The organism is Pseudomonas sp. DF5 (assembly GCF_058148225.1).
In genome coordinates this window covers 182,683-198,709 of record NZ_JBYVYM010000006.1, presented here as the reverse complement: position 1 = coordinate 198,709, position 16,027 = coordinate 182,683, and the positions used below count along the sequence as shown (strand labels likewise).

At 61.1% G+C, this 16,027-nt stretch carries 15 protein-coding genes and 1 pseudogene; 9 read left to right on the top strand and 7 right to left on the bottom strand.

The window, feature by feature from the left end; translation table 11 throughout:
- Position 1: 1 nt before the first annotated feature.
- Positions 2-199, bottom strand: a complete 198-nt coding sequence (locus tag AC30D7_RS08210; protein ID WP_490133685.1) for a heavy-metal-associated domain-containing protein — start codon at positions 197-199, stop codon at positions 2-4.
- 174 nt (positions 200-373) lie between these two features.
- Here AC30D7_RS08210 and AC30D7_RS08205 point away from each other — a divergent pair, with 174 nt between their 5' ends.
- From AC30D7_RS08205 to cueR, 3 genes are all read left to right on the top strand, one after another.
- Positions 374-757 (top strand): hypothetical protein, encoded by a 384-nt coding sequence (locus AC30D7_RS08205; RefSeq protein WP_018928385.1) that lies wholly within the window; start codon positions 374-376, stop codon positions 755-757.
- 94 nt (positions 758-851) lie between these two features.
- Positions 852-3,245, top strand: coding sequence for a heavy metal translocating P-type ATPase (locus AC30D7_RS08200; protein WP_490133684.1), 2,394 nt, complete (start codon positions 852-854; stop codon positions 3,243-3,245).
- Entirely contained in the window at positions 3,242-3,655 is a 414-nt protein-coding gene (gene cueR / locus AC30D7_RS08195; RefSeq protein WP_007940146.1) for a Cu(I)-responsive transcriptional regulator, read from the top strand. The genes AC30D7_RS08200 and cueR overlap by 4 nt, the downstream gene beginning before the upstream one ends.
- On the opposite strand, the gene AC30D7_RS08190 is transcribed toward cueR, so the two are convergent.
- Both AC30D7_RS08190 and AC30D7_RS08185 read right to left on the bottom strand, forming a co-directional pair.
- Complete coding sequence (locus AC30D7_RS08190; RefSeq protein WP_490133683.1) at positions 3,609-4,826, bottom strand: MFS transporter; 1,218 nt, start codon at positions 4,824-4,826, stop codon at positions 3,609-3,611. The genes cueR and AC30D7_RS08190 overlap by 47 nt on opposite strands.
- A 72-nt stretch (positions 4,827-4,898) precedes the next feature.
- Complete coding sequence (locus tag AC30D7_RS08185) at positions 4,899-5,792, bottom strand: PA4780 family RIO1-like protein kinase (protein WP_086944028.1); 894 nt, start codon at positions 5,790-5,792, stop codon at positions 4,899-4,901.
- A gap of 444 nt (positions 5,793-6,236) precedes the next feature.
- Between AC30D7_RS08185 and AC30D7_RS08180 the strand changes: the two are divergent.
- Positions 6,237-7,325: pseudogene (locus tag AC30D7_RS08180) on the top strand (cache domain-containing protein); the annotation flags it as partial.
- Positions 7,326-7,415: 90 nt separating this feature from the next.
- On the top strand, positions 7,416-8,183 hold the full coding sequence (locus AC30D7_RS08175) for a methyl-accepting chemotaxis protein (protein WP_370694472.1): 768 nt from the start codon (positions 7,416-7,418) through the stop codon (positions 8,181-8,183).
- A gap of 99 nt (positions 8,184-8,282) precedes the next feature.
- Here the strand turns inward: AC30D7_RS08175 and AC30D7_RS08170 are convergent, their stop codons facing one another.
- Positions 8,283-9,074 carry an AraC family transcriptional regulator gene (locus tag AC30D7_RS08170; RefSeq protein ID WP_305423747.1) on the bottom strand — a complete coding sequence of 264 codons (792 nt, stop codon included), beginning with the start codon at positions 9,072-9,074 and terminating at the stop codon, positions 8,283-8,285.
- Positions 9,075-9,158: 84 nt separating this feature from the next.
- Between AC30D7_RS08170 and AC30D7_RS08165 the strand changes: the two genes are divergently transcribed.
- Positions 9,159-10,187 carry a bile acid:sodium symporter family protein gene (locus AC30D7_RS08165; RefSeq protein ID WP_490133682.1) on the top strand — a complete coding sequence of 343 codons (1,029 nt, stop codon included), beginning with the start codon at positions 9,159-9,161 and terminating at the stop codon, positions 10,185-10,187.
- Here the strand turns inward: AC30D7_RS08165 and AC30D7_RS08160 are convergent, their stop codons facing one another.
- Positions 10,188-11,465 (bottom strand): acetyl-CoA C-acetyltransferase, encoded by a 1,278-nt coding sequence (locus tag AC30D7_RS08160; protein WP_230175457.1) that lies wholly within the window; start codon positions 11,463-11,465, stop codon positions 10,188-10,190.
- 192 nt (positions 11,466-11,657) lie between these two features.
- Here AC30D7_RS08160 and AC30D7_RS08155 point away from each other — a divergent pair, with 192 nt between their 5' ends.
- Both AC30D7_RS08155 and AC30D7_RS08150 read left to right on the top strand, forming a co-directional pair.
- A complete protein-coding gene (locus AC30D7_RS08155; protein WP_490133681.1) occupies positions 11,658-13,010 on the top strand; it encodes a 3-oxoacyl-ACP reductase in 1,353 nt (450 codons plus the stop codon).
- A gap of 2 nt (positions 13,011-13,012) precedes the next feature.
- On the top strand, positions 13,013-13,867 hold the full coding sequence (locus AC30D7_RS08150) for a MaoC family dehydratase (RefSeq protein WP_490133680.1): 855 nt from the start codon (positions 13,013-13,015) through the stop codon (positions 13,865-13,867).
- Between the two features lie 195 nt (positions 13,868-14,062).
- On the opposite strand, the gene AC30D7_RS08145 is transcribed toward AC30D7_RS08150, so the two are convergent.
- The gene (locus tag AC30D7_RS08145) at positions 14,063-14,449 is read right to left on the bottom strand and encodes a response regulator (RefSeq protein ID WP_490133679.1); all 387 of its coding nucleotides are present in this window, start codon (positions 14,447-14,449) and stop codon (positions 14,063-14,065) included.
- Between the two features lie 84 nt (positions 14,450-14,533).
- The gene (locus tag AC30D7_RS08140; RefSeq protein WP_490133678.1) at positions 14,534-14,731 is read right to left on the bottom strand and encodes a Flp family type IVb pilin; all 198 of its coding nucleotides are present in this window, start codon (positions 14,729-14,731) and stop codon (positions 14,534-14,536) included.
- A gap of 320 nt (positions 14,732-15,051) precedes the next feature.
- Here AC30D7_RS08140 and cpaB point away from each other — a divergent pair, with 320 nt between their 5' ends.
- Entirely contained in the window at positions 15,052-15,984 is a 933-nt protein-coding gene (cpaB, locus tag AC30D7_RS08135) for a Flp pilus assembly protein CpaB (protein ID WP_490133677.1), read from the top strand.
- The last annotated feature ends 43 nt before the right edge of the window (positions 15,985-16,027 follow it).

The window sequence follows — 16,027 nt, the reverse complement described above, 5'->3', positions numbered from 1 at the left end:
CTCAGACCTGTTTTACCCCGTAACCCTCTTCAGTGATGGCGGCGATCACCTGATCGGCTGTCAGCGCACTTTCTACGCCGACTTCTTTTGCCGCCAGGTCGATACGCACGCTGGCTGCCGGATCCTTGGCTTGCAGCGCCTGAGTAATGGCCTTGACGCAGTGACCGCAGGACATGCCTTCAACATTGAACACTTGCATGGGACGTCTCCTTTAATGAAGCCCTTTCATGAAGCCCTTAATTAAGGCTTGCGCGCAGTCTCGAGCTTGCCACCATGGCAAGGTCAAGTTCTGAAACAAGCTGCCGGGCTGGCAATCGGCGTCGCGCTCGGCCAAGCTGCGCCCATCAATGACTCGACATCAGGAGATTCAGCCATGCGCTGGTCAGCTCTCAGCCTGTTTGGCTTCCTCAGCCTCTTTGCCGCGACACCTTCGGTTCAAGCCGCCGGGGAGGACTACGGCGTGCTGATCATTTCCCGCGAGCGTCTGGAAGTGTCGACTTCCTGCGAGATCGGCGTGTACATCCAGGATCAGTTGGCCGGGCGGCTGTTCCAGGAACAGAGCACCTCGTTCAACCTGCCGCCGGGCAATGTGTCCCTGCGCCTCAAACTGCTGCCGGGCCAGGCGCCGGGCTGCAACCCGGGCATGCTCGCGCCGGGGTCGCAGGACATCAAACTCAAGGCTGGGGATGTGTTGAAGTTCCGGATTGCGATGACGCAGGAAGGGATGTATCTCAAGCCTGCGGCTTTGGAATACTGAGTCGGCTGCGATCTTTTGATCTGAGACATGGCACTTGACCTTGCCAGCATGGCAAGGTTGATCCTGTAGGCAATTTCTACAGGGAGCGTGACCGATGTCCGAATCCACCACTTTCGATCTGCCGATTGCCGGCATGACCTGCGCCAGTTGCGCCGGGCGTGTCGAGCGTGCCTTGAGCAAAGTCATCGGCGCCACGGCCGTCAGCGTCAACCTGGCCACCGAACAGGCCCGGGTGCAAGCGCCCAGCGACAGCCTGCCGGCCTTGATGGACGCCGTGCAGCAAGCTGGTTACAGCGTGCCACAGCAGACTCTCGAATTGAGCATCGACGGCATGACCTGTGCGTCTTGCGTAGGCCGCGTCGAACGGGCACTGACCAAGGTGCCGGGGGTGAAAAGTGTCAGCGTCAACCTGGCCAACGAACGGGCGCACCTTGAGCTGCTCGGCCAGGTCGATCCGCAAACCTTGATCGGTGCCGTGACCAAGGCCGGTTACTCCGCCCGCGTCTGGGAAGTCGAACACCCGCAAACCGACAATCAGCAACAACGCCTGAACCGTGAACGCTGGGCCTTGCTGGCGGCCATCGCCCTCGCCTTGCCGCTGGTGCTGCCAATGCTGCTGCAACCTTTGGGCGTGCACTGGATGCTCCCGGCGTGGGTGCAGTTCGCGCTGGCAACGCCCGTGCAATTCGTCTTCGGCGCCCGCTTCTATGTCGCTGCGTGGAAAGCCGTGCGCGCCGGTGCCGGCAACATGGATTTGCTGGTGGCTCTGGGCACCAGCGCCGGCTACGGCTTGAGCGTTTACGAATGGGCCACCGCTGCCGGTCGCATGCCACACCTGTATTTCGAAGCCTCGGCGGTGGTGATTGCCTTGGTATTACTGGGCAAATACCTGGAAAGCCGCGCCAAGCGCCAGACCGCCAGCGCCATCCGCGCCCTCGAAGCCTTGCGTCCGGAGCGAGCCATTCAAGTGATCGATGGCTGCGAGCTAGAGGTTGCCATCAGCGCTTTGCGTCTCAACGATCTGGTCATGGTCAAACCCGGCGAGCGCTTCCCGGTGGATGGCGAAGTGGTGGAAGGCCAGAGCCACGCCGATGAAGCGTTGATCAGCGGCGAAAGCCTGCCGGTGCCAAAACAACCGGGCGACAAGGTCACCGGCGGTGCGATCAACGGTGAAGGTCGGCTGCTGGTGCGGACCTTGGCGCTCGGCGCAGAAACCGTGCTGGCGCGGATCATCCGCCTGGTCGAAGACGCGCAGGCGGCGAAAGCGCCGATCCAGAAACTGGTGGATAAAGTCAGCCAGGTGTTCGTGCCCGTGGTGCTGCTGATTGCACTGGCGACCCTGGTTGGTTGGTGGCTGTACGGTGCGCCGCTGGAAACTGCATTGATCAACGCCGTTGCAGTGTTGGTGATCGCCTGTCCTTGCGCGCTCGGGTTGGCCACTCCGACCGCAATCATGGCAGGCACCGGTGTGGCGGCGCACCACGGAATTCTGATCAAGGACGCCGAAGCCCTGGAGCGCGCCCACGAAGTCAGCGCCGTGGTGTTCGACAAGACCGGCACACTGACCTCGGGCACGCCGCGCATCGCGCATTTGAGTGCCATCGAGGGTGACGAAGCCGCCTTGCTGCAAATGGCCGGCGCGCTGCAACGCGGCAGTGAGCACCCGCTGGCCAAGGCGGTGCTGGATGCCTGCGCCGAACGCGGCTTGACCGTGGCCGATGTCAGCGACAGTCAATCGCTGACCGGGCGCGGCATTGCCGGCAGCCTCGACGGTCGGCGACTGGCCCTGGGCAATCGGCGTCTGCTGGAAGAAAGTGGCTTGGATGCCGGACCATTGGCCGACTCCGCAACCGATTGGGAAACCGAAGGTCGGACCCTGTCCTGGCTGATCGAACAAAGCCCCGAACCTCGGGTGCTGGGCCTGTTCGCTTTCGGCGACACGCTCAAACCCGGTGCCCTGCAAGCAGTGCAACGCTTAAGCGCACGCAACATCAGCAGCCATTTGCTGACCGGCGATAACCGCGGCAGCGCCAAAGTCGTCGCCCAAGCGCTGGGCATCAAGGATGTTCACGCCGAAGTACTCCCGGCGGACAAAGCCGCCACCGTCGCCGCCCTGAAAAAGACCGGCGTGGTGGCGATGGTCGGCGACGGCATCAACGACGCCCCGGCCCTGGCTGCTGCTGACATCGGCATTGCCATGGGCGGCGGCACGGATGTCGCCATGCACGCTGCCGGCATCACTCTGATGCGCGGTGACCCACGGCTGGTGCCGGCGGCGCTGGAGATCAGCCGCAAGACCTACGCGAAAATTCGCCAGAACCTGTTCTGGGCCTTCGTCTATAACCTGATCGGCCTGCCACTGGCGGCATTCGGCTTCCTCAACCCGGTGCTGGCCGGCGCGGCCATGGCGCTGTCGAGCGTCAGCGTGGTCAGCAATGCGTTACTGTTGAAAACCTGGAAACCCAAAGACCCGGAGGACAACCGATGAACATTGGCCAAGCGGCCCGCCAGAGCGGTCTGAGCGCGAAGATGATCCGCTATTACGAATCCATCGGCCTGCTCAAGGCGGCCCATCGCACCGACAGTGGCTACCGGGTCTATGGCGACGACGACCTGCACACCCTGGCGTTCATCAAGCGCTCTCGGGACTTGGGTTTTTCACTGGAAGAAGTCGGCAAACTACTGACCCTCTGGCAGGATCGCCAGCGCGCCAGTGCCGATGTGAAGGCCTTGGCCCGTCAGCACATCGATGAGCTGAACCAGAAGATTCGCGAACTTGGTCAGTTGCGCGACACCCTGCAAGACCTCGTAGAACACTGCCACGGCGACCACCGCCCGGACTGCCCGATTCTCAAGGAGCTGGCCTCGGGCTGCTGCGTCGAACCCGCTCATTCTTGAGCGCCAACCCCTTTACCACCAGCAACAGCGTGAGGGGAATGCCGTGGAACAACAGCACCACCGCGCCGGGTGTCCACCAGGAATAGAACGGCGCAGCGATCAACATGCCGACGCCGAACCCGGTCATTTGCAGCAGCGTCAGAAAACTGAAAATCGGCAGGCGCAGGCTGTCCGGTTCACGTTGCAGGCGCGACATCAGGCCAACCTCCGAGAACCCGTCGCCTATCCCGGCGGGCAACGAAAACAGCAGCAACCCGTACAGGGTCTGCTGCTGAAACGTCAGGATGAATCCGCAGGACATCAGCAACACGCCAAAGAAAAATCGCCGCTCAAGGTGCGCGTTGTCCGTGCCTTTCAGGCGACTGGCGATTCGCGCACCGATGAACTTGCCGCAGGCCCACACCGCCAGCATCAGGCCCAGGGTGGTGCTGGCCGACTCGGGTGTGAGCAGTTTTGAAATGATCGGAAGACCGACGTTGTGCGCGGCGCTGCCCAAGGTGTCGGCCATGGCGACGGCCAACATCGCCGCCAGTACCGGCGCCGTGCGCAAACCCTGGCGCAAGGCCTGCCATTCGCCCTGTTTGTGAAGAGGTTCATCACAGCTGGGGGCCGGTCCGCAAAACCGCAGTGGCACAATCAGCAGCGCTGCCAGCAGGTACGTGACCACGTTCAATGCAAATACTGTTTCAAAGCCAAATCCCGCCACCAACAACCCAGCCACCAGACTCCCGCTGACCATCGCCGCAGACGACGCTGAGGTTATCCAGGCGTTGGTCTTGAGTAATTGCGCCTCTTCGATCAGGTGCGGCAACTGGCTGTTGAGGCCGATGGCGAACATCGAATTACCAAACCCCAGGCCAAACGCGATCAGCGGTAATAGCAACGCTTGTTGGCTGACCGGCAGCACCAGCAGCAGACCCAGCAAACCGGCGCGCAGCAGATCGAAGGCAATCAGCGGCAGGCGCCCGGCCCAGCGGCGATAGAACCGGGTGCCGATCAGGCTGGCCAGGATACCCCCGGCGACACGGCTGGCGAGGAAGATGCCGACGCTCATGGCGCTATTGCTGAGCAGGTAGACGTAGGTAGCCAGGGCGACCATGTTGAGGAAGGCGCCGAAGTCCGAAATCAGCCGGGCGGCGATGATCAACTGAGCATTGCGGATGGAGTTCACATTCAGTCCTTGAGTGTGCGGGGTATTGCTGGTGTAAAAAACCCGGCCAAAGCCGGGTTTTGGGTCAACCGATCACTGCATCCACGGTGGAGGCGGTTCTTCGGCTTTGCTCGGTGGGGCATCGTCCGCCGCCCGAATCGCTTGGCGACGCTCTTCATCGAGACGAGCCGCCTCGATCTCGCGCATGATCCCGCCAACGTCCGCCAGCTCTTCCGGCTCGTCGAACTCGCCGGTCAATACACTGGCCGGATGCAAGGTGCCGGCTTCGTACAATGCCCACATTTCCTTGGCGTACCGGGTGCGTTTCAACTCCGGTGCAAAGCGACCGAAGTACGACGCCATGTTGCCCACGTCCCGCTCCAGCATGCTGAACGCGTGGTTGTTGCCCGCCGCATCCACCGCTTGCGGGAGGTCGATGATGACCGGCCCGGTCGGCGTCAGCAGCACGTTGAACTCCGACAGGTCACCGTGCACCAGACCGGTGCACAGCATCAGCACGATTTGCGAAATCAGGTAAGCGTGATATTCGCGTGCCTGGTCCGGCTCCAGCACCACATCGTTCAGGCGAGGCGCGGCATCGCCGTACTCGTCGGCCACCAGCTCCATCAGCAGCACGCCTTCGAGGAAGTCATACGGCTTGGGCACCCGTACCCCGGCACTGGCCAGGCGGAACAGTGCCGCCACTTCGGCGTTCTGCCAGGCGTCTTCGGTTTCCTTGCGGCCAAACTTGGAACCCTTGGCCATCGCGCGAGCCTGCCGGCTGTTGCGCACCTTGCGGCCTTCCTGATACTCGGCCGCTTGACGAAAACTGCGTTTGTTCGCCTCCTTGTAGACCTTGGCACAACGCAGCTCGTTGCCGCAGCGCACCACATAAACAGCTGCTTCTTTACCACTCATGAGTGGGCGCAGCACCTCGTCGACCAGACCGTCCTCGATCAGGGGTTCAATGCGTTTTGGAGTCTTCATCAGCTTTTATTGTGGGTCCTTTATTACCAAACACGCGAAAGTCATTCGTTATACGGCAATCCTCTCATTCGGGGGAGGGGTTGCCGACCTATGAACGTTCCCATGAACATCAAGAAGCACACAATGTGCCGGATTAATCAGGCAATACTCATCGATCGCCCCGGATCATAGCTGAGCCTGCACCACTTGTTGTCGAAGGATTGCCAAGGTATTTGCGACAGAATCTAACGTCGCCCCCTGGCGCTCGCAGGATTTTTCTCAACAAGCCTCAATTTCCCCGTTCACCGGCCGAAGTCATTAGAGAGAAAAGGAATTGTCTGACAATCGTCTCGATAAAAATCAAAAGTCGCGCTCAGGGATCGGGGGCATATCAAACGTTTTCGGCTGCCAATAATCCGCGAGTCATCAGTACTGCGTGGGCCTACAAGAAAAACTGGAGCGCGGATGAACATCAAACAGAAGTTGACCTGGGCGTTTGCAATCATCGCCTGCTTGCCCGTGGTGCTGGTCGCCACCCTCGTCGTGCTGAACTTGCGCAGTGATGCCAAGGACAATTTTGTCGACGGCAGTGGCCGCGAGATTCGTCAGGTCAGCAATGCCATGCAACTGTTCTTTGATGGCATCAGCCAGAACGTTGACTACCTGGCCACCCAACCGCTGATCAAGAACTCCGACGACAGCCTCAAAACCTACATGAGCGCCAACGCCGAGAGCATTCCCCAAGGCGAAATGGACAAGAGGGTCTTCGCCCTCCTCCAGGACCTTGGCAACAGCCACCCGGCCTACGCCTATGCGATTCTCGGGACGGCGGCGGGCGGTTACGTGTCCTGGCCGGACGATGCGAAGCTGAGCAATTACGACCCGCGCCAGCGCCCTTGGTACAAGGCGGCCCAGGCCAAGCCGGGCAAGCCGCTTCGCACCGAGGCCTATTACTGGGCTCAGGATGACGCGACCTACGTCAGCACCGTGCGCACCATCGATAACAAACTGGGCAGCAATGGCGGCGTGGTCAGCATCGACGTGACGCTCAAGCAGCTCACCGAAATCGTCAAGCAAATCAAACTCGGCGAAACCGGCTACCTGATGCTGGTGGAAAACACCGGCACCATACTGGTCGATCCCAAGCAGCCGGAACACAACTTCAAAGCCCTGAGCAGCCTCGGCGACGGCTACGCGCAACTCGGCAAGGCCGGCAAAGGGCTGGTAGAGGTTGAGCTCAATGGCGAGCGCTACATGGCCAACGTCTGGCCGTCGGAGCAACTGGGCTGGACCTTTATCGGCCTGATCAAGCAGACCGACGTGATGAGCTCGGCCACTCAACTGACCTGGCTGATCGCGATCATCGCAGCAGTACTGGCGGTGTTCTTCGCCATCGTCGGCGCCAGTTTCGCCAGCCTGATCGTGCGGCCGATCCGCAGCGTGGCCAGCGGTCTGGAAGGCATCGCCCAGGGCGAAGGCGACCTGACCAAGAACCTGCACATCCGTGGCAGCGACGAAACCGCGCAACTGGCCAACTGGTTCAACCAGTTTCTGGCGGCGATCCGCAACCTGATTCAAAGCATCGGCGGCGCCGCGACCAAGATCCTCGCCACCTCCAAGAGTTCGACCCAAGTGTCCAGCGACATGGCCGAAGCCGCCGGGCGTCAGCGTGAAGCGGTGGACATGGTGTCCACGGCGTTCCACGAAATGGTCGCCACCGCCAACGAAGTCGCGCGCTCTTGCAGCCAGGCCGCCGAGTCGGCCGACAGCGGTCAGCGCCAGGCCCGTGAAGGTCAGCAGCAGATCGATGCGGCGGTGAGCAGTGTCGATCGCTTGAGCCAGGAAATCGAACAGTCGGCGCAATCGATGCAACAGCTTGAGCGCGACAGCAACGACATTCAGTCGATCCTCGGGACCATCCGCTCCATCGCCGAACAGACCAACCTGCTGGCCCTGAACGCTGCCATCGAAGCAGCCCGGGCCGGTGAACAGGGTCGTGGCTTTGCGGTGGTGGCGGATGAAGTTCGCGCCCTGGCCAAACGAACTGCCGATTCCACGGCGGAAATCGACGGCCTGCTGGGCAACCTGGCCAAGCGCACCAGCCAGGTGACGCAACAGATGCATGCGAGCCTGGAAGTGTCTCAGCAATCGGTGACCCGCATCGGTGAAGCGCGCAGCAGCTTCGGGCAGATCCGTGAGTCGGTGGATGTGATTCGCGACATGAATACTCAAATCGCCACGGCGGCTGAGGAACAGCATCAGGTGGCCGAGGACATCAATCGGCATATCAGCCAGATTCATGGCGATGCGCAGTTGGTGGCGGAATTGGCAAACTCGGCGCGGCTGGATTCTCAGAGCCTGGCAGGGTTGTCGAATGAGCTGGACGGGTTGGTTCGCCGCTTCAGAACCTGACCGGATACGGGTGGCCGCTACGCGGCCAATCGCGGGCAAGCCCGCTCCCACAGGGTTTGTGTTGTCCTTGTGGGAGCGGGCTTGCCCGCGAAGGCGTCATTACTGCCTAAACAATTCCCCCGGGGTAAACCCGAACAATCCCTTGAACGCCACAATAAACGCCGACGTCGAGTCATACCCGCAAGACAGCGCGGCATGGGTCACGCTGTTCCCCTCCTCCAGCAAACTCAATGACGACAGCAGCCGCATGCGCTGCCGCCAGCTGCGGAAGCTCAAGCCGGTTTCACGCTGGAACAAGCGCATCAGGGTTTTCTGCGACGTGCCCAAACGCTCGGCCCATTCCTGCAAGGTCGCATTGCGCTCCGGGCTATCGATCAGCTCGTTGCACAAGCCCAACAAACGTTCATGCCGGGGCAACGGCAGGGAAAACCCCACCTCCGGCAGACTCGCCAATTGATCCAGCAACACGCCCACCAATCGCGCCTCCTGGCTGTCGCCCTGTGGATATTCCACGGGAAGCAGGCAAAAACGCTTGATCAGCTCCCGGGCCAATGGCGTGACTTCCAGAACCCGGCAACGCCCGTCCGCCCATTGGCAGTCCTCGCGGCGCACGTACAGGCTGCGCATCTCGGCACGCATTGAGGTCACGACCTGATGCTCGAGATCCGCCGGAATCCAGATGCCCCACTGCGGCGGCGCAAAGAAACTGCCCTCGGCGGTATGCACACCGAGAACGCCGCTAATGGCGTAGGAAAACTGCACCCAATCGTGACGATGCGGCGGCGTCCACGAACCGGCATTCAGACTTTCCGCGCGCGCATACAACGGTCGCGGCAACACGGTGAGCGTAGGAATGATTCGTTCGAGGGAAAGTTGTCCGTTAGTCGGCATTGATTGGCCTTATGTCGCAAGACGGCTGGTAGAGCCGACGTTAGGCTAAGTCATCAATTCTTACAAACGTATTCGGTGCCGGTCATGCATGCCTTCAAACACCTCAAACGCGTGGTCACCGACTGGTTTTTGTGCGGCATGCTGCTCGCCACGCTGCTGGCGTATTTTTTCCCGACCTTCGGCGCCACCGGCGGCGGGATGCACGCGGAGTACGTGATCAACATCGGCGTGTTTCTGGTGTTCTTCCTCCATGGGGTCAACCTCTCCAGCGAGCAGATCCGCCATGGGCTGAAAAACTGGAAGCTGCATGTGATGGTTCAAACTTTCACCTTTGCGGTGTTTCCGTTGATCTGGCTGCTGAGCGACACACTGCTGGGCTCACACATTCCATCGTTGCTGATGCTCGGTTTCCTCTACCTCTGCGCCCTGCCCTCGACCATCTCTTCGTCCGTGGCCCTGACCGGCAGCGCGGGCGGCAACGTACCGGCGGCGATTCTCAACGCGAGCCTGTCCAGTGTGCTGGGGATTTTCCTGACACCGTTGCTGGTGAGTTTCGTGGTCGGCAGCGGCGCTGGCGGCATCGACCTGGGTTCAACCCTGCTCGACCTCTGCGCGATGCTGTTGTTGCCGCTGGTGCTTGGGCAATTATTGCGGCCGTTGCTGGGAAAAATTTTCGCCCGGTACAAGCGCTACACCAACATCGCCGACAAACTGGTGATCCTGCTGCTGGTGTACTCGGCGTTCTGCAACTCGATGGTCTCGGGGATGTGGCAGCAACAGGGCAACAGCGTGATTCTCACGGCGCTGATCGGCAGTGCGATTCTGCTGGCGATCATCCTGTGGATGACCACCCGCACCGCCCGCACGCTGAAGTTCAGCCCCGCCGATGAGATTGCCGCAGTGTTCTGTGCCAGCAAAAAATCCCTGGCGGCCGGGGCACCGATGGCGGCGCTGATCTTCGGCGCCAACCCCGGCCTTGGGTTGATCCTGCTGCCAATCATGATCTACCACCCGTTGCAGCTGATCGTGTGCTCGGTGATGGCCGAGGGGTACGCCAACCGCAACCGGGAACTGGCCGCGCAGCAAAACGCGGCAGTGCTTAGCCCTCAATAATCAGCGCTCGATAATCGCCGTCACACCCTGACCGCCGGCGGCGCAGATCGAGATCAACCCTCGGCCCTTGCCCGCCGCGTCCAGCAGTTTCGCCAGGTTGGCGACGATGCGCGCACCGGTGGCGGCAAACGGATGCCCGACGGCCAGTGAGCTGCCTTTGACATTAAGGCGACTGCGGTCGATGGAGCCCAGCGGCGCGTCGAGACCGAGACGGGTTTTGCAGTACTCCGGATCTTCCCAGGCCTTCAACGTGCACAGCACCTGCGCGGCAAACGCTTCGTGGATTTCGTAGTAATCGAAATCCTGCAAGGTCAGGCCGTTGCGCGCCAGCAATCGCGGCACCGCATACACCGGCGCCATCAGCAGCCCTTCGGCACCGTTGACGAAATCCACCGCCGCCGCCTCGCCATCGCGCCAATAGGCAAGCACCGGCAAACCGCGCTCCTTCGCCCATTCCTCACTGCCCAGCAGCACCACCGACGCGCCATCGGTGAGTGGCGTGGAGTTGCCCGCGGTCAGGGTGCCCTTGGCACTTTTCTCGAAGGCCGGTTTCAGTGACGCGAGTTTTTCCAGGGTCAGCTCCGGGCGCAGGTTGTTGTCCCGGGTCAGGCCGAGGAACGGCGTCATCAGATCGTTGTGCCAGCCTTCGGCGTAGGACGCCGCCAGTTTCTGATGGCTTTCGAGGGTCAGCCGATCCTGCTCGTCACGCGGGATGCCCCAGGTCTGGGCCATCAATTCACAGTGTTCGCCCATCGACCGGCCGGTGCGCGGCTCGCCGATACTTGGAAAGTCCGGGATCAGGTGTCGGGGACGCAATTGCAGGAAGGTTTTCAGTTTGTCAGCGGTGCTTTTGGCACGGTTGGCTTGCAAGAGAATCTTGCGCAAGTCTTCGTTGACGCCGATCGGCACGTCCGAGGCCGTGTCGACACCACCGGCAATGCCACATTCAATCTGCCCCAGGGCGATTTTGTTCGCCACCAACAACGTCGCCTCCAGCCCCGTACCGCAGGCCTGCTGGATGTCGTAGGCCGGCGTCGTCGGCGACAACCGCGAGCCCAATACGCATTCACGGGTCAGGCCGTAGTCGCGCAAATACTTGAGCAAGGCCCCGGCCGCCACTTCGCCCATGCGCACACCGTGCAGGTTATAGCGCTCGATCAGGCCTTCCAGCGCTGCGGTGAACATCGCCTGGTTACTGGCAGTGGCGTACGGCCCGTTGGAACGGGCAAAAGGAATACGGTTACCACCGATAATCGCGACGCGGCGCAGCTGAGTCATGAAAAAAGCTCCTTCTGATAGTCAATGGTGAACACACATCCCTGTGGGAGCGGGCTGCAATTCCTGAAAGACCTGCTAAACCCAAGCTCAAACCAACCTGCAATGTTCAAGCGTAGGCCTTATCTCGTGGATCGAACGACTAATTGCCATTCCTGGTCCACACTTTTAACCCCGGCTTCTGGAGCGTGATTCATGTCTGACCGCTATATCGACTTCGCCAATTCGTCCATCGGCCATCGTGTGGTCGGTGCCCTGGGTCTGCCGTCGCCGGTACGGCTGGAACGCTGGCAAGCAGGCCGATTGCGGCCTGTCGAGGGGGCGCTGTTGATTGGCGGTGGCCCGCTGACGGAAAAAGTCAGCACCCTCGCCAACCGCCTGACCGACACGATTTACAGCTACGGCACCGACCCGACCCTGGCCACCGCGTGGATTCCCGGCCTCGGCCAGAAACTCAAAGCCGTGGTGTTCGACGCCAGTGACCTGGTGCAGGTCGATCAGCTGAAACAGCTGCGCGAATTCTTCCAACCACTGATGAAAAACCTCGATCACCATGCGCACCTGGTAATTCTTGGCCGGGCGCCAGAGACCTTGAGCGACCCGTTCGCCGCCAGCACCCAACGGGCTCTGGAAGGGTTCAGCCGTTCGCTGGCCAAGGAACTGCGCAACGGCGGCACCTTGCAGCTGATCTATGTCGGCGAAGGGGCCGAAGATCAACTCGAAGGCCCGTTGCGGTTTTTCCTCTCGCCCAAAAGTGCGTTCATTTCCGGACAAGTCATACGTTTGAAGGCGTGTGCGACGCAGGTGATGGACTGGACGCGCCCGTTGTCGGGGCGCAAGGCACTGGTAACCGGGGCAGCCCGGGGCATCGGCGCCTCGATCGCCGAAACCCTGGCCCGGGACGGCGCCGAGGTGATCCTGCTTGATGTGGCGCCGGCCAAAACCGACCTCGACGCCCTGGCCGCGCGCCTCGGCGGGCGTAGCATCACCCTGGACATCTGTGCCGAAGATGCTGCCACGCAACTGATCGAACACTTGCCCGACGGCGTCGACATCGTGGTGCACAACGCGGGCATCACCCGGGATAAAACCCTGGCCAACATGACCCCGGAATTCTGGGACGCGGTGCTCGCAGTCAACCTCAATGCGCCGCAAGTGCTGACCAAGGCACTGCTCGACAGCGGCACCCTGCGCGATAACGGCCGAGTGATCCTGCTGGCGTCCATCAGCGGCATCGCCGGCAATCGCGGGCAAACCAATTACGCCGCGAGCAAGGCCGGGCTGATCGGCCTGGCCCAGGCCTGGGCGCCGCTGCTGGCCGGGCGCGGCATCAGCATCAACGCGGTGGCGCCAGGGTTTATCGAAACCCAGATGACCGCGCACCTGCCCTTCGGCGTGCGCGAAGCCGGACGGCGCTTGAGTTCGCTGGGCCAGGGCGGCCTGCCGCAAGACGTCGCCGAAGCCGTGGCCTGGATGGCGCAACCGGGCACCGGAGCGTTTACCGGGCAAGCACTGCGCGTGTGCGGGCAAAGCGTGCTGGGGGCCTGACCATGACCACCGACTGGCACACACTCTCTCGCGAACCCAATCTGCAGGCGTTGTATGTGAAGGCGGCGATGCGCCGTAAAATCACTGGCACCGCGCTGCCTGAGCTGGGTTATCACTGCTGGGTCAACGTCGATCCGAACCGCCTGGAGGCTTATCGCAAGGTATGTGGTTTCGCCGATAACGGGCTTCTGCCACCGACGTATCCCCACATCCTGGCGTTTGCCCTGCAGATGCAACTGCTCACCGCCAAAGAATTCCCCTTCCCTCTGCTGGGGCTGATTCATTTGAGCAATCGCATCCGTATCTTGCGCCCCATGGGTGGCGTGAGCCGCGTGCGGGTCAGCGTGAAGGTGCAGAACCTGCAACCCCATGCCAAGGGCGCGACGTTCGAGTTGCTGACGACGCTCGACGACCAATTGGGGCTGCTGTGGGAAGCTGAAAGCCAGATGCTCTGTCGTGGGGTCAAACTGGCAGGCGAGCCTGTCGAGCAAGCGTTTGCATCAACGTTGTCGCTGACCGAAGTAGCCCACTGGAAAGCGCCGGCGGACATTGGTCGCCGATATGCCAAAGTGTCTGGAGACTACAACCCGATTCACCTGAGTGCGATCAGCGCCAGACTCTTCGGTTTCCCCAGCGCCATCGCCCATGGCCTGTGGAACAAGGCGCGCACCCTGGCAGCCCTGAGCGATCATCTACCGACGGCCAACGTCGAAATTGCGGTGCAGTTCAGAAAACCGGTGCGCTTGCCCAGCGAGGTGACGCTGTTGTCCAGCGCGGCGGGGGCCAGCGGGGATTTCCAGTTGATGGGGGCCGGGGAGATCGAGCATATGGCGGGGCAGTGGCGACCGGTTGCCTGATTGCTCGGCATTGCAATCGCCAGCGCCTGCGAGATCGCATTCGCGAGCAAGCCCGCTCCCACATTTGAACTAAGGTGTTCACATATTTTGTGTTCGCAGGAGTTCCAGTGTGGGAGCGGGCTTGCTCGCGAAGTACGATAACGCGGTCATCCTGCCGGAACACCGCCAAGATCAGGAACCCACCAAACCCCGAGACTAAGGAAACAAATTGTTCAACGTCTCCAACAACCGCACGTGATAGATCGGCTTGCGAAACAGATCCAGCACCTGCAACCGCAACATGTCACTCACATCCTCCATATCCGCATGCCCCGACGTCACAATCACCGGCAAATGCTGACGAGCCGTGTGCTCACGCAGACGCTTGATCAACGAGATGCCGCTTTCCTCCGGCATCCGCAAATCAGTAATCACCAGCGCAATATCAGGATGACGAGTCAAATGGTGCAGGGCGAGTTTGACCGACGTTGCCGTAAAACAAGTAAAACCCTCGCCCTCCAGCAACTCCGCCAGTTCCAGTAACGCTTCCTCCTCGTCATCAACCAGAAGAAGCTGTTGTCGAGGGAGCGCTGGAGCGTTCATGGGGTAACACCTGCAATGGACTAAGCCTTGACGTTAGAAGCCCTTTGCAGGATTGGCAAATGACTGCCCGTGCCGGTCTTCAAATCAAAGCGCGGCTGAAATCGTGGTGAACATTGTGGTGACCGCCGTGGAGATGGGTGCCACAAACGTTGCCAGCACCACGGCCACCATGCCTGCAATGATCGCGTACTCGATGCCCGAAGCGCCTTCGGTTTCTTTAGCAAGGCCTTTGTAAAAAGCGATGTGGGATTTGATCTTCAGAACCGTTTTAGTGAAGGACATGGCATGTCTCCTGAGTGACAGCGGATGTTGCATGGCTGCAACATGATTCCTCTATGCCAGCATCAGCATTGTCGGCAAACCCATGACCAACAACTGTAAGAACGCATTAATACTTAAGCAGTAACCGGTTCATTAACGTCACAAAACAGCACTTTGGGCTGTTATTTTTTGTCAGATATTTACGCCCAATGATGGCATTTTGCTTTACCTGCGCTACCTTCAAATAGCGAAACAGTCCCACGCTCATAACTGCCTGATTGCGCAGTCATCTCGTTAGTAGGCATGGGGGCGTTACGCCGCAGGAAAGGGGGAGAGCCTTCATGAACAGCCGCGTCACCCTGGGCCTGGCCGGGCTGTTTCTGGCAGGCGCCATCATTGCCGGTTACTGGGGGCTGACGCTGAGTCGCCAACCGGCCCCCGAGCCTGTCGCGCAAATCGGCACATCAACGCCCTCGATACTGGCCTCGGTGGATGACCCGACTCGCCAACCGGTGGTGGTGCTGCTGCGTGATATCGCGCCGTTCGAACAGATCACCGCCGCCGACGTGACCCTGGAAAAACTACGTACCGCCCCCGTCGGCAGCCTGACCCGTCTCGATCAAGCCATTGGCCGTACACCCTGGCACGCGCTCACCGCCGGCAGCTGGCTCAATGATCAGAGTTTCCAAGCCGGCGGTACGCTGGCGCGGATGATCCGCACCGATGAACGCGCCCTCGCCGTGGCGGCGGATGATGTGATCAATGTCGGCGGCCAATTGAGCCCCGGCGATTATGTCGATGTGCTGCTGTTTCTTCGCATGGACACCAACAACCTCCAGCAGTCGGCCCAGGTCGTGGTCCCGGCGTTGCGCGTACTCGGGGTCGGCGAGCAGTTGGGGTTGATGAACGATGGCAAGCCTGCCAACCCGGCACTCAGCCATGAAGAGAAACTCAAGCAGGAACAACTGCGCACCAGCGCCCGCACCGTGTTACTCGCCGTCCCGGAATCCCTCTTGAGCCGCCTGATGCTCGCAGCGCAGGTCGGGGTTTTGCGCCTGGCCGTGCGCAGCGCCGAAGAACAACGCCTGAGCCAATACTGGGCCGGCCGTGGTGACTCATCGGCGAGCCTGGCCAATGCCAACCGCGAGCTGGTGCAGTTCAGTCAACTGGCCCTGGCCGGCACTCCACAGTCCCCCGCCCCCAGAGGCGCAGCACCGCGCAAGCCGAGCGTGGAAGTCATCCGCGGCAATGCCGTCACCCAACAAACGCCCTGAATCGAGCGAGGACGCTTCTCCATGCGTAGATGTTTCACGCAGC

Bases quoted from the DNA above. Each gene is read 5' to 3' on its own strand.
- AC30D7_RS08200 (WP_490133684.1), top strand. From the start codon at position 852: ATGTCCGAATCCACCACTTTCGATCTGCCGATTGCCGGCATGACCTGC.
- AC30D7_RS08185 (WP_086944028.1), bottom strand. From the start codon at position 5,792: ATGAAGACTCCAAAACGCATTGAACCCCTGATCGAGGACGGTCTGGTC.
- cueR (WP_007940146.1), top strand. From the start codon at position 3,242: ATGAACATTGGCCAAGCGGCCCGCCAGAGCGGTCTGAGCGCGAAGATG.
- AC30D7_RS08210 (WP_490133685.1), bottom strand. From the start codon at position 199: ATGCAAGTGTTCAATGTTGAAGGCATGTCCTGCGGTCACTGCGTCAAG.
- AC30D7_RS08150 (WP_490133680.1), top strand. From the start codon at position 13,013: ATGACCACCGACTGGCACACACTCTCTCGCGAACCCAATCTGCAGGCG.
- AC30D7_RS08205 (WP_018928385.1), top strand. From the start codon at position 374: ATGCGCTGGTCAGCTCTCAGCCTGTTTGGCTTCCTCAGCCTCTTTGCC.
- AC30D7_RS08170 (WP_305423747.1), bottom strand. From the start codon at position 9,074: ATGCCGACTAACGGACAACTTTCCCTCGAACGAATCATTCCTACGCTC.
- AC30D7_RS08155 (WP_490133681.1), top strand. From the start codon at position 11,658: ATGTCTGACCGCTATATCGACTTCGCCAATTCGTCCATCGGCCATCGT.
- AC30D7_RS08175 (WP_370694472.1), top strand. From the start codon at position 7,416: ATGGCCGAAGCCGCCGGGCGTCAGCGTGAAGCGGTGGACATGGTGTCC.
- AC30D7_RS08145 (WP_490133679.1), bottom strand. From the start codon at position 14,449: ATGAACGCTCCAGCGCTCCCTCGACAACAGCTTCTTCTGGTTGATGAC.
- AC30D7_RS08160 (WP_230175457.1), bottom strand. From the start codon at position 11,465: ATGACTCAGCTGCGCCGCGTCGCGATTATCGGTGGTAACCGTATTCCT.
- cpaB (WP_490133677.1), top strand. From the start codon at position 15,052: ATGAACAGCCGCGTCACCCTGGGCCTGGCCGGGCTGTTTCTGGCAGGC.
- AC30D7_RS08140 (WP_490133678.1), bottom strand. From the start codon at position 14,731: ATGTCCTTCACTAAAACGGTTCTGAAGATCAAATCCCACATCGCTTTT.
- AC30D7_RS08165 (WP_490133682.1), top strand. From the start codon at position 9,159: ATGCATGCCTTCAAACACCTCAAACGCGTGGTCACCGACTGGTTTTTG.